Source organism: Pedobacter paludis (assembly GCF_003173575.1).
Taxonomy (GTDB): Bacteria; Bacteroidota; Bacteroidia; order Sphingobacteriales; family Sphingobacteriaceae; genus Pedobacter; species Pedobacter paludis.
Genome location: NZ_QGNY01000002.1, coordinates 784,258 through 797,920, shown reverse-complemented (window position 1 = coordinate 797,920; position 13,663 = coordinate 784,258). Strand labels below are relative to the sequence as shown.

Here is a 13,663-nt window from a genome sequence, read left to right as displayed (position 1 = left end):
TTATGCCATTAATCCTTTTATGAATTTATTTGTTAGTAACATGACCACACATAAAACCAAAGCTAATAATCCCCCAATAACTGCAAGTTTAGTTCTATTGGTTTTGTCCACATCTAGAGGTAGTATTGGGGAATCAACAACTTGTATAAGTGGGGTCTCACTTAATAATGACATTTTCGCCATTTCGAGATTTTGCACTAACGAGCTTAAGATTGCTTTACTTGTTTCAGCTGAAAATTGTGCTTTTTGAACGGGCACAAGCCTTTGCACTTCCCTAGTTGGATTTAAGTTAGGCGTAGCGTCCGATACCGCGACAGCACTGTATATAGCTCCATTCATAACGGCTCGAACTGAATCAGTTTTCTTTTGCAAAATCTTAACATTTTGCAAAGATTTTTTCGTTTTAGTTTGTATATAAAAATCATTTACATTTTTCACAAGTGCATCATTTAGCATCTTGGCAAATGCTTCATCTGATGCTTGTACATCAACTTGTATTTTACTAAGCTTTTTATCGGGCTTGGCTACGATAAGGTATTTCCGATTAATATCTGCTACGGCTTTTCCAAGGACACTATCCTGTGTACGTGAAAAATACCTGTCATTAGTTGAATCATCTAGTGTAGTATATTCTTTTCTTGGTATCTTATTATCGTTTTGTTTTAGACTATCTATCCAATTTGACTTAATGCCATTAATTTCGAGATATAAATCAATTAGCAACCTATCACTTTTCCCCTTAACAGAACTAAGCAATGCTTTTTCAATCATTGTTCTGGATTTGTATAAATCGATAATATTATCCGCTTGAAATATACCGCCACTTCCATTACCTCCAAAATCTAATCCTGCCATAGAAGCTAAGCCAGCATATTGAGCCAATCCACTTGAACTTTCGTTGGACTCCATTACAAAGGTTGTTGTTGCTGTAAACATTGGCTTTTTACTAAGTGCATAGGTAAAACCTAAAACTGCACCAATGAATATAAAAACAATTACTATGAGCCACTTTGATTTGATATAAGCAAAACCCATGCGAGTGCTTTTCGCAAGCTCCTTTAAAGAAATTTCACCAGTTTCATTTTCAATGATAAGATGCTCTTCATTTACCATTTTTTGATTAATCATTTATAAAAATCATTATAATAATACTTTAAGTTATAAGAAATTGAATTAATAACAATATAACCTCTTTGCTAATCGATTGTATTTATTGAAAATACATCTTTTTAAATAATTCATTACCGAAGTAGGCTTACTATAATAGCACCTAAAGAGGCAACCGCGGTGCCGATTCCAATCCAACTTTGAGCAGTTAACCGTTCTTTTTCGGCCCGCTTTGGAATCAAAATTTCTGCACCTGGCTTAATTATAGGATTATTATTGAAAAAAATAAATTTGCTTACTGCGGCTGCAGAGCCATTAGCGTATTTAACATAAACTCCAGATTTTCTTGCATTTGAAGTAAAGCCACCAGCTCCATTTATATATTGCCTTAAGCTCTTCCCCGGCAAATAAACGATACTATTTGGATTAAGGACTTCACCAGTAACTTTGACAGTTTGCAAGGTTCTAGGAACACGAATCACATCGCCATCTTCTACAATTAAATCATATTTAGAGTTTGGACTATCTAAAATCTTAACCAGATTGATTCCGACTAAATCACTTTGAATCAGTTTCTGCTCCACCTCCACAGCAACTGCCTCTTTGGCTCCCGCTTCCTGGGCTCTTTTAAGATTTAAGAATTTTTTATCCTCTTCATCTCCATTGTTAATCGCATTTTTATCTCTAGGATTGACCTTCTCGGCGCCAGGTCTTTTTAAGGAAGCTCCGTCTGGATAAGCAGAAGAAGTTAAGCCCCCAGCACGTTGAATCAGTTCAGAAATTTTTTCATCTTTTCTAGTAATGGTATAAGTTCCGGGGTAAACAACCTCACCCTCCAGTTTAACTTGCTTTTGAATGGTGTATCCTTCAGAGTTCCGGATAGAGATAATATCAAATGGTTTCAAAATGAAAGGTTCTCCTTCTAGTTTTAAATTTTGATCTACACTTACCGTAAAAAGCTCAGCAGTTCTGGCAGAAGCAACGGTAGCTTCGCTATTTTTTACTCTCCGCGAGATTTCAATACGGCTCGGTGTTGCACCTTCTTTAAACCCACCAGCCAGCTGAATTACCGATTCTAAGGTCATTCCATCGGCATATTCAAAAGTGCCCGGAGCCCTAACTTCTCCCTGAATACTTACTTTGTATTCATCTCTCAAATCAAATAAAGAGCTAATGGTAATTTTATCTTCTCTAAGTAAGGGAATATCAGTTTCTGTACCTGCAATGATTTTGGCAACATCAAATGAAATTAAGGATTGTGTATTATCTGGATTTAATCTATTGATGTAACCACGATTTAAAAAGGCATCTTCTGTTAATCCATCAGATTTATTGATTAATCCCCTTAAAGTTAAACCTTTTTCAAGCTCATATACGCCTGGTCTGAATACAGCGCCTAAAATCTCTACCCGATTTTGGAATCGATCCAATATGGCCTCAACAATATATTTATCACCGTTCTGTGGTTGATAGGTTGAAAACTCTGCAGAAGCAATATCAATAATTTTACGGTCTTTATCTGTATTCTGGAAGGCTTTAACTTTCGCGGTATAAGCTTGAGTGGTAAAACCACCAGCAAAATCAATCACGTCTTTTAAAGATTCTCCATTCACAACTTCAAACAAGGCCGATCGTTTAACCTCTCCAGTGATTTCAACTCTTTTGTTGAACACAGGAACATTAATCACATCCTGATCCTGAAGCCTGATGTTGTTTTGCTGAATGCCTTTAAGAAGAAAACTGTAAATATCTATAGTCGAGATGACCTTATTATTCCTAATCACCTCTATTTTTCTGAACGAGCCATTTTGTGCTGGGCCACCAGATGCATAAAGTGCATTATAAACTGTTGATAAAGAAGACAAAGTGTAAGTACCTGGTTTTACCAATTGCCCAGTTAAGGTTACTTTAATGCTTCTAATATTACCTAAATTAATCGCTAAACTCGTTCTACCCGATCTTAAAGAAGGATAGGTCTTAGACATGGCTGCACCAATTTTTGATGTAGCTTGCTCAATGGTTAAACCACCAACTGATATTCTTCCAACATATTGTAAATTGATAATTCCATCAGCACTTACCTGAAGGTTGTAGCTGGCTTCATTATCTCCAGTTAAATCGATCAATAATTTATCATCAGGACCAATTACATATCCTTTTGGAGTTGCGATTCTAAGATTAGGTTCGAATGTGATATTTCCATTTCTAAATAACTCAGAACCAAATATCTTCGGCCCGATTTCCTCATCCGAAACTTTTTTCTCATTATCAACCTTGCCGCCATCAGTGGTTTCGCTCATTTCGCGGCCCGTATTGGTAGGTTTATCATCAGGCTTTACTGCAGTACCCTGTTTACGAACTTTTTCAATTCTTAGTCTAAGCTTCTGAATTTCATCACCCTTCATCCCTTGGGCGGCGGCCATTTGTTCAAGCTGAGCATCATTATAACCCACAGATTCCGCCTTTTGAATCATTTGCAAAATCTGTGCGTCAGATAATTCATCTACCTTAACGTTAGAATAATTCTGTGCTACAGCCGTAAAACTGATAACAAGCGATAGAAAGATGAAGGATATTAATATGTTTATTCTTTGTTTCATAGGTCTCCGATGTAATCGGCATTGTTATTAATTAGTGCAAAACATTAGTAAAATAGCATTAATGAGCTATATCGTTTCAGTATTATTCAATCTTTTGTTTAATCAATAATAAATTCAAGATGTACTTATACTCAAGAACCTATTCAAAATAGTTTAATGTTCTAAAACCACCCTGTTTTAAATATTCATCTTTTTTCATCAAATGAAGATCTGATATCACCATATCCTTTACCAGGGCTGGTAAATCATATTTTGGCTCCCAACCCAATTGAGTTTTTGATTTTGTAGGATCGCCCAAAAGCAAGTCCACCTCTGTTGGTCTAAAATACTTAGGATCAACCTTAACCACTGTTTGTCCAAATTTCAGGTTTTCAGTATTTAAGCCCAATGCCCTTACTTTCTCTTCATCAATATCGATAATCACACCTTTCTCATTTTCATCCTTGCCGCTAAACTCAACTTCTATGCCAAGTTCTGCAAAACTCATCCGAACAAAATCACGAACAGTAGTGGTAATGCCTGTAGCGATCACAAAATCCTCTGGCTTTTCTTGCTGAAGGATTAGCCACATTGCCTCAATATAGTCCTTAGCATGACCCCAGTCACGTTGAGCAGATAAATTACCAAGATATAAACAGCCCTGAAGACCTAAAGCTATTTTAGCGGTAGCTCGTGTAATTTTTCTGGTTACGAAGGTTTCTCCTCTTAATGGACTCTCGTGATTAAAAAGGATTCCATTACAAGCAAACATATTATAGGCTTCACGGTAATTTTTGGTAATCCAAAAGCCATATATTTTAGCTACCCCATAAGGTGACCGGGGGTAAAAAGGGGAGTTTTCATCATAGAAACCCTTTTCGTTTTTATTTTCGGGCATCCCCCCGTATAATTCTGAAGTAGAAGCCTGATAAATTCTAGTTTTTTTCTCCAGTCCTAAAATGCGTACCGCTTCTAAAATTCGAAGTGTACCAATTCCATCTACATTTGCCACATATTCGGGAGAATCAAAGGACACCATCACATGGCTCATTGCACCTAAATTGTAAATCTCATCGGGTTGGGTTTCTTGAATAATGCGAATAAGGTTTGTTGAATCTGTTAAATCTCCATAATGCAATTTAAAATGCACATCATTTTCATGTTGGTCCTGATACAGGTGATCTATTCTATCGGTATTAAACAAAGAGGATCTTCTTTTAATACCATGTACCAAATATCCTTTTTTCAATAAAAACTCAGCTAAATAAGCTCCGTCCTGACCTGTAACTCCTGTTATTAAGGCAACCTTCATATTAACAATTCATAGATTTTTAAGCTTGCAAACATACACAATAATTTAAATGTAACGAAACTGTCATGTGTTAACAATTGATTAACTTACTTAAAATTACTCCCATCAGGAATGAAAAAATTATAACCTGGCATCTGCAAAATTTCTATCAATGAAAGACTTGGTATCGAAAATGATTGCACCCTTCTCTTTTAACGCAGCAAAATTCAATTCTAAAAATTGTTTATGAGCAACAGCAAGTATAATGGCATCATAAATTTTAGATTCTGGCTGGGTAATTAGATCAATATGATATTCTTGTTTCACTTCCTCTGCATTGGCCCAAGGATCACAGACATCAACCTCGATACTAAAAGATTTCAATTCCTTATAAATATCAACTACTCTGGTATTCCTCACATCTGGGCAGTTTTCCTTAAATGCAAAGCCCAAAATGAGCACTTTAGCGCCTTTAATGGTTTTATCTTTGGCCACCATCATTTTGATTACTTTGTTCGCTACAAACATGCCCATATTATCATTTACCCTCCTACCGGATAGAATGACCTCTGGTTTGTAGCCCAAAGATTCTGATTTATGCGCCAGATAGTAGGGATCTACGCCAATGCAGTGTCCTCCAACCAATCCAGGTTTATAATTAAGAAAATTCCATTTTGTAGAGGCAGCAGCTAAAACATCTGAAGTATCGATATGCATTCGATCAAAAATAAGCGCAAGCTCATTTACAAAAGATATGTTTACATCTCGTTGCGCATTTTCTATAGCTTTCGATGCTTCCGCAACTTTTATACTTGGAGCCAAATGGGTCCCTGCAGTAATGATAGAAGAATAAAGATCATTGATTTGAAGGGCAATTTCGGGTGTTGAACCAGATGTTACCTTTTTAATTTTAGCTAGAGTATTAACTTTATCTCCTGGATTAATCCTTTCGGGAGAATAGCCACAAAAGAAATCTTCGTTATACTTTAATCCAGAAATTTTTTCCAATACTGGAACACAATCTTCTTCTGTACACCCAGGGTAGACGGTGGATTCATAAATAACGATGTCACCTTTTTTAAGCAAAATTCCGATCATCTTAGATGCATTCAAGAGAGGCTCTAAATCGGGGCGTTTTAAATGATCAATGGGTGTTGGAACGGTAACAATATAAGTATTGCAGGTGCTGATATCTGGTAAATTTGAGCTAAGTTCAAGCCCGTAATCCTCAGCTGTATAGCTTGTTACTAATCTCAAATCTTCTAAATTAGCTTCTCGAGTATGGTCAGTAATGCTTTTTAGAGAAATAATTCTTGCATCATCAGTATCAAAGCCAACAACTTTATATTTTTTTGCAAATTCTATCGCAAGTGGTAGTCCTACGTAACCTAACCCAATTATTGCTATTTGCTTATTCTTATCCATTCAACTTAATAACGGCTAAAGATAAATAAAATCATATGCTTATGATTGCATTTAAGATAGTTAATGTATTGAATGAATATGTGCTGGGCAAAGCTCATCCAATGATTGTATTCGTCATGTCGACTAAAGCGCTGCGAAACGAATTACTCATCGGATGAATATGGCCGTTGTGTAAAATTCATCCGATATTAATGCATTTGAATGAATATGTTCTGGGCAAAGTTCATCCAATAATTGTTATTTCGTAATGTCGACTAAAGCCCTGCGAAACGAATTACTCATCGGATGAATATGGGCGTTGTGTAAAATTCATCCGATGTTAAGGCATTGAATGAATATGTGCTGGGCAAAGTCCATCCAATGATCGTTATTTCATCATGTCGACTAAAGCGTTGCGAAACGAATTACTCATCGGATGAATATGGGTGTTGTGTAAAATTCATCCGATGAGTAATTCGTTAATCATGTCGAGTAAAGCGTAGCGCAAAGGAGAGATCCTTGAACCTAAAAAAAATCCCTCTTTATAGATTTCTCCACTTCGGTCGAAAGGACGATATTAATTTGGATTTCTCGAGTAGAATCCTTGCACCTCAATCGCTATCACAACAGTTGAGCTCCACAAACCGTCATCTCGACTGGAGCTAAGCGGAACGGAAAGACCTTTGAAACTAGAAATAATAAAAAAAGGGAAGCTTTAAGCTTCCCCTTTTTTATTATTTAATTTGCTTAAGCAAATAACTTCCATACCCACTTTTAACCAATGGAGTAGCAATTGCTTTAAGCTGTTCCGCATTAATAAAACCCATTCTGTAGGCTATTTCTTCAATACATCCGATTTTTAACCCTTGGCGTTCTTCTATAATCTGAACAAATTGTCCCGCTTGCATTAACGAAGTAAAAGTTCCGGTATCCAACCAAGCGGTTCCTCTACTCAAAACACCTACCTTAAGTTTGCCACGTTCCAGATATACCCTATTTACATCGGTAATCTCATATTCTCCGCGAGGCGAAGGCTTGATATTCTTCGCGATTTCTACAACTTCATTATCATAGAAGTATAACCCAGGCACTGCATAATCAGATTTTGGAGATACAGGTTTTTCTTCAATAGAAATTGCTTTTTTGTTTGCATCAAATTCAACTACACCATAACGTTCTGGGTCTGAAACCTGATAAGCAAAAACTACTCCTCCATCAGGATCAGAACTGGCCTGTAATAATTTTGCCATTCCATCACCATGGAAAATATTATCGCCTAAAACCAAAGCAACCTTATCATTGCCAATAAATTCTTCGCCGATTACAAAGGCTTGAGCTAAACCATTTGGTTCTGCCTGTACCGCATAGCTAAATTTACAGCCTAAAGATGCACCATCACCCAACAACTTCTCAAAGTTTGGTAAATCATGAGGTGTAGATATGATTAAAATCTCTTTAATACCCGCAAGCATTAAGGTAGATAGTGGATAATAAATCATCGGCTTATCGTAAACCGGCATCATTTGCTTACTGCAAGCAAGTGTTAAGGGATGTAAACGGGTTCCGCTGCCACCAGCTAAAATTATACCTTTCATTTCTTTATGTTATTTGGTTAATTGCAAAATCGATCATGATAAAATTCAATTCTATTAACCTTTGTTATATTATTTCTACTGTTGATGATTCTTAATCAATTAACCAGCTTGAACGATTTAAACGATTAACCTTTATTTATTTTATCTATGCATTCAACAAGGCTGTCTCTCCAATATGGAATTTCTAATTTAAAGGTTTCTTTAATCTTAGATTTATCCATAACCGAAAAAGCAGGTCTAGTTGCTTTTGTTGGATATTTAGATCCCGGAATTGGATTTGTTCTAACATTAGTTTCGCTGATTCCGAATATCGCTTTTGCAAAATCGAACCACGAAGTTACGCCCTCATTGCTGTAGTGATAAACGCCGTAAGCTTTATTGTCAGAAGCAATAATATCAAATATAGCATTTGCCAAATCGATGGCATAAGTTGGCGTACCGACTTGATCAGCGATAATATTCAATTCATCTCGTTCTGCACCCAGCTTCAACATTGTTTTTACAAAGTTATTGGCATATTCAGAATAAAGCCAGCTAGTACGGATAATAACATGTTCTGGCAAAATGGCTTCAACGGCTTTTTCCCCATCTAATTTGGTTACACCGTAAACATTTATAGGTTTGGCAATATCGTCTTCCTTTAAAAGTTTTACTTCATTTCCTTCGAAAACAAAATCTGTAGATACATGAATCAAAGTTGAAGAATTTGCTTTACAGGCATGTGCCAAATTTTCTGCACCAGTTTCATTTACGGCTTTAGCCAGTTCAACTTCATCTTCAGCTTTATCTACAGCCGTATAAGCTGCGCAGTTAATTACAAAAGCAGGTTTTTCTTTTTCCAGTAAGGAATTTAAAAGATCGGGATTTAAGATATTGGCTTCCTGTTCGGCTGGAAAAACAATGTCACTAATTCCTCTTCGTTCTGCTACAGTTTTTAGGCATTGCCCTAATTGCCCGCCGGCGCCAATTACTAATATTTTGCTCATTACAGTGAAGAAAAAGAATTTAAGATTAAATCTTTGTCAGAAATAGCCTCTTTACCTGCGGGAATTAACCAATCTATATTTAAATTTTGGTCATTATACATTACGCCAACTTCTGATGACTTGTTATAAAAGTTATCACATTTATAGAAAAACTCTGCAGTTTCACTTAAAACAGAGAAGCCATGTAAAAATCCTCTCGGCACATAAAGCTGAAGTTTATTTTCGGCGCTCAACTTAACAGAAATGTGTTTTCCATAAGTTGGAGAATCTGGACGAATATCTACTGCAACATCTAAAACCTCGCCCTTTAAAACACGCACCAATTTTGCCTGTGCAAATTCTCCACTTTGTGCATGCAATCCTCTAATTACACCGTATGATGAAAAAGATTGATTGTCTTGAACAAATCTTCCTGATTGCCCAGTCTTTTCTTCAAAAGTATTTAAGTTAAAGCTTTCGAAAAAATACCCTCTTGGATCTTCAAAAACTCTAGGCTTGATTATGATACAATCCTTTAACCCCGTTTGCTCAATTTCCATTTTTAGTGATTGTACTGTTTATCGTAATAAGATTGATAATTGCCCGAAGTGACATTGTTTAACCAGTCTTCATTCTGAAGATACCAATCGACTGTTTTAGCCAATCCTTCCTCGAACTGTAAACTTGGAACCCAATCCAATTGATTTTGAAGTTTAGTCGAATCTATCGCGTAACGTAGGTCATGACCTGCTCTATCGGTTACATAAGTAATTAATTTTGCAGATTCACCTGCCTCACGACCCAATTTTTGGTCCATGATTGAACATAATAAGTTGATCAAATCGATGTTCTTCCACTCATTATGACCTCCGATATTATAAGTATCTCCGGTTTTAGAATTATGGAAAATAACATCAATAGCACGAGCATGATCTTCTACCCATAACCAATCACGAACATTTTCGCCTTTGCCATAAACGGGCACAGGTTTATTGTTTTTAATATTGTTAATGGCTAATGGAATTAATTTTTCTGGAAAATGGTGTGAACCATAATTGTTAGAGCAATTAGAAATTACACAATCCATTCCGTAAGTATCATGATAAGCCCTTACAAAATGATCAGAACTTGCTTTAGAAGCCGAGTACGGGCTATGAGGATCGTATGCAGTTGTTTCAGTAAACATACCCTCTTCACCCAATGCACCATAAACCTCATCGGTACTTACATGATAAAATCTTTTTTTATCGTAATCGCCTTTCCAATATTCCCGGGCAGCGTTTAATAAATTTACAGTGCCGATTACATTTGTAATTACGAAAGCCGTTGGATCTGCTATCGATCGGTCTACGTGGCTTTCGGCAGCTAAATGAATTACCGCATCAAAATTTTCTGTTTTGAACAGTTCATTCATTGCATTGGCATCTGCAATATCTTCTTTTACGAACCGGTAATTCGGCTTGTTTTCAATATCTGTTAAATTAGCCAGATTACCAGCGTAGGTAAGTTTATCAAGATTTACAATCTCATATTGAGGATAATTGGTTACGAATCGACGCACAACGTGCGAACCGATAAAACCAGCTCCACCGGTAATTAGAATTTTTTTCACAGTTTAAAAATGATTTTCAGTCAGCTAAAATAACATAGATATTACACATAAACAACTTATTAGCCTTAAATGGCTACAACTTAGTTCCATTTTCAACTTCTACCTTCAATTAAATACGAGAGTTCTAGGTTTATCTATTTAAAACTCGGGTAGAAACCAAAAATAATGCCTCAAACAATTTTTCCAAAAGCTCAAATTGTTCAAATATGAATTTACTATTCAGATGGCTTATACTACTCCTTTTACTTAGTGCCGAATAAAGCCATTCTTGCATGCCATATCTTAAAAAAGTTAGATTTGATATGGTATTTATCGCATTTAAATATGCCAATGGGCTTCTTTGCTCGTTTATATCTAAACAACTGATCATATGAGGATTGTTTACCAGATGCTCTGAACTACTTTTTTCTTGATCGAAAGATTTATCCTGTACAATTAGATATCCTGCATGAAGCAATTGAATAATCTGATTATGAAAAAAAAGCAACTCATTCCCATTTTCATACTGTAGATCTTCAGTTAACGCAGTTTTAAACCAGTTTTTAAGTTTTGATTTAGCGCTTGTCAAATCATTATTTTTAAAGAAATTTTCTATTATAATCTTTGGATTGCCTAACTGTTCAGTGCTCAACATAACCGGGCATGTATTTTCAAATCCAATTTGTTCTATATTTTCCTTTTGTAGCCTTAATTTACGTTCATTTGTAATCCAGTTTTCTAAATAATCTAATCTTTTATCAAAGGTGGTCGATGCCAAATCATCAATCCCCTCCTGAGTGAAATGACCATGAATCATATTTGAAGAATTTTCCATTTATAGATTAATTTAGTATTTTAACTACCTTGTGCTGCTGAAACAAACATACAGAATAAAATAAGTATAACGAATTATAATTCATTATACTTAAAATAAAAATATTAAATGACTGAAAATCAGAGACTAAAAATTATCCTAGAAAAATTAAATTTTAAAACTCAAAAGGAATTTGCAGAAAGCCTAAACATCCAACAAGGATCGCTTTCGGATATCCTGAGAGAAAGAATCGGCATTTCTACTGCAATTAAGGATAGGCTTTTTTTGAAGTTCAATGTAAATATATCTTGGCTTGAAGATGGAGCGGGAGAGCCTTTTTTAAAAAAGGGACCAGTTGTTTCGGAAGCCAAAGAAGGCGTTCCCTATTTTAATATCAGCTTAGCGGATGAAGATGTTTTTGCCTTAGAAGAAGAACAGGCAGAGTATTTTGTTAATTACAAACCTTTTAACGATTGTACTGCTTATTTACCAGTGTATGGGGATAGCATGTACCCAAAATATGCATCGGGAGAAATTATTGCGGTTAGAGAGGTAACAAACCATGATGTTTTGCAATGGGGAGAAGCTTATGTAATCATGACGGATGAAAAATCCAATAACATGCGAAGCATTAAAATGATTTATGAGCATGCTGATAAATCCAAGCTTACACTTCGTTCTTCGAATCCAAATTTTAAAGGAGATACCATTATAGATAAAAAAAGCATTACTTCTTTATATATAATAAAGGGAAAAATAACTAGAAATCTGATTTAAGCTAAGCATTGCGCCATTATACTTTAGGCTGCGTCATAGCCGCTCCCATATATCCCCGTGGTTTAAGCGTAAACATGGCATATTTAGGAAAAATACAAATACATTAAAAACAGGTTACATTGCCTCTATAGAGCTTTCCAGTTCTTTGTACCAATCTTCTCCATATTTGCGGATTAATGGTGTTTTCAGGAAACTATAAACTGGAACTTTTAACTCTCTTCCAAAAGTGCATGCATCGTGACAGATGTGCCATCTATCGTAATTTAAAACCTCAAATTCCGGGTATTTCGTAATGCGTATTGGGTATAAATGGCATGAGATTGGTTTTTGCCAGTCTACTATTCCCTGTTCGTATGCTTTTTCTATGGCGCATTTGGTAATCCCGCCTTCAAATAGCACATAAGCACATTCTTTATTTTTATCTACACATGGCGTTGTTAAATCTCCATCTAAATCGGTAACATAAACGCCTTGTTCTTCAATGGCCTTAATCCCCTTCTCGTTTAGCAAATGCTTAATTTTCGGATAAATTTCAGCCAGTATAGCCGTTTCCTCAACATCTAAGGGCGCACCCGAATCGCCTTCAACACAGCAAATACCTTTGCATTTACTTAAATTACATACAAAGTTTTCTTTTAAAACATCTTCGTGCACAAGCACCTGTTCAACTTCTATCATCATTATTCTTTTGCTAAAGCATATTTTAAACCATCTGCAGATTTAAGCTCCATGGTAACTGCACCAACCAATATTTCTACTTGGGCCTTTACAGGCACTCGGTTTCCATCATCGGTTACCCATAGATATAAGCGACTATCCTTTTTAAAAATTCTGCCTGGCTTTATCGAAGGGCTGAATTTTAAACACCTAATGTTTCCAAGCTTACATTTAACCGTTTCTTTTCCTACATATTCTACTTCCAGAGCCGAAATCTCATCTCCAAGAAAATAATTCAACTTAAATTTATCTCCTATCTTAAGTTTCGAAATGTCCAGACTTCTGGCAAAATAATAGGCAGAAACCAAATCGAATGTCTGTGTAGTTGGGGTAGTAAAAGTTCCTCTATTGGATACTACTTTTTTACCATCCTGATTAAATCTTGCTTTATCTTGTCGTTTGTAACTGGCTTCTCTAATATTTTCCTGATAGAAATAAGGTGTCAAATCTACCTTATCTATATAAGAATCATAATGGTCTCTAATTTTATAAAAAACATCAAAAGTGCCTGATGTTTGTGCATCTACGGTAAGTTTATAGGTTGGTTTGTTATCAAATTTTAAATCAGAATTGGTTACTTTGATGGTTGCTTCTGCAGCGGTGATAAACCCATATCTAAGTTTATAGCTTAAAACTTCCCCGTCTTGAAATACAGGCTTCTTCTCTAAGGGCAACTCCTGTGCTATGGCTGGCATAGCGCCAAGCGCCATTGCCAAAATTAAAAATAGTGTTTTCATTTGCTTGTGTTTTTCATTTGTGTTGATCTCTGCAAAATATCCAGAAGATTAATTCGCTACAATCAGTACGAAAGATATGCAAAAAG

At 35.8% G+C, this 13,663-nt stretch carries 12 protein-coding genes; 1 reads left to right on the top strand and 11 read right to left on the bottom strand.

The window, feature by feature from the left end; translation table 11 throughout:
• The 9 genes from DF947_RS07955 to DF947_RS07915 form a co-directional block, all read right to left on the bottom strand.
• Positions 1–1,128, bottom strand: a complete 1,128-nt coding sequence (locus DF947_RS07955) for a Wzz/FepE/Etk N-terminal domain-containing protein (RefSeq protein WP_109929153.1) — start codon at positions 1,126–1,128, stop codon at positions 1–3.
• A gap of 113 nt (positions 1,129–1,241) precedes the next feature.
• Positions 1,242–3,707 (bottom strand): SLBB domain-containing protein, encoded by a 2,466-nt coding sequence (locus DF947_RS07950; protein ID WP_109929152.1) that lies wholly within the window; start codon positions 3,705–3,707, stop codon positions 1,242–1,244.
• Positions 3,708–3,846: 139 nt separating this feature from the next.
• Entirely contained in the window at positions 3,847–4,998 is a 1,152-nt protein-coding gene (gmd, locus tag DF947_RS07945; protein WP_109929151.1) for a GDP-mannose 4,6-dehydratase, read from the bottom strand.
• A 120-nt stretch (positions 4,999–5,118) separates the two neighbouring features.
• The gene (locus tag DF947_RS07940) at positions 5,119–6,402 is read right to left on the bottom strand and encodes a nucleotide sugar dehydrogenase (protein WP_109929150.1); all 1,284 of its coding nucleotides are present in this window, start codon (positions 6,400–6,402) and stop codon (positions 5,119–5,121) included.
• A 713-nt stretch (positions 6,403–7,115) separates the two neighbouring features.
• Positions 7,116–7,976, bottom strand: a complete 861-nt coding sequence (rfbA, locus tag DF947_RS07935) for a glucose-1-phosphate thymidylyltransferase RfbA (RefSeq protein WP_109929149.1) — start codon at positions 7,974–7,976, stop codon at positions 7,116–7,118.
• 125 nt (positions 7,977–8,101) lie between these two features.
• A complete protein-coding gene (gene rfbD, locus DF947_RS07930) occupies positions 8,102–8,962 on the bottom strand; it encodes a dTDP-4-dehydrorhamnose reductase (protein ID WP_109929148.1) in 861 nt (286 codons plus the stop codon).
• On the bottom strand, positions 8,962–9,501 hold the full coding sequence (rfbC, locus tag DF947_RS07925; RefSeq protein WP_109929147.1) for a dTDP-4-dehydrorhamnose 3,5-epimerase: 540 nt from the start codon (positions 9,499–9,501) through the stop codon (positions 8,962–8,964). The genes rfbD and rfbC overlap by 1 nt, the downstream gene beginning before the upstream one ends.
• Positions 9,502–9,503: 2 nt before the next feature.
• Positions 9,504–10,553 carry a dTDP-glucose 4,6-dehydratase gene (rfbB, locus tag DF947_RS07920; protein WP_109929146.1) on the bottom strand — a complete coding sequence of 350 codons (1,050 nt, stop codon included), beginning with the start codon at positions 10,551–10,553 and terminating at the stop codon, positions 9,504–9,506.
• 130 nt (positions 10,554–10,683) lie between these two features.
• The gene (locus DF947_RS07915; protein ID WP_109929145.1) at positions 10,684–11,367 is read right to left on the bottom strand and encodes a hypothetical protein; all 684 of its coding nucleotides are present in this window, start codon (positions 11,365–11,367) and stop codon (positions 10,684–10,686) included.
• 108 nt (positions 11,368–11,475) lie between these two features.
• Here DF947_RS07915 and DF947_RS07910 point away from each other — a divergent pair, with 108 nt between their 5' ends.
• Entirely contained in the window at positions 11,476–12,123 is a 648-nt protein-coding gene (locus DF947_RS07910) for a LexA family transcriptional regulator (RefSeq protein ID WP_109929144.1), read from the top strand.
• 114 nt (positions 12,124–12,237) lie between these two features.
• On the opposite strand, the gene DF947_RS07905 is transcribed toward DF947_RS07910, so the two are convergent.
• Together DF947_RS07905 and DF947_RS07900 are read right to left on the bottom strand one after the other, a co-directional pair.
• Positions 12,238–12,801: a DUF3109 family protein gene (locus tag DF947_RS07905; RefSeq protein WP_109929221.1), complete on the bottom strand. Its 564-nt coding sequence runs from the start codon at positions 12,799–12,801 to the stop codon at positions 12,238–12,240.
• A gap of 2 nt (positions 12,802–12,803) precedes the next feature.
• A complete protein-coding gene (locus DF947_RS07900; RefSeq protein WP_109929143.1) occupies positions 12,804–13,577 on the bottom strand; it encodes a DUF3108 domain-containing protein in 774 nt (257 codons plus the stop codon).
• Between the last annotated feature and the right edge of the window lie 86 nt (positions 13,578–13,663).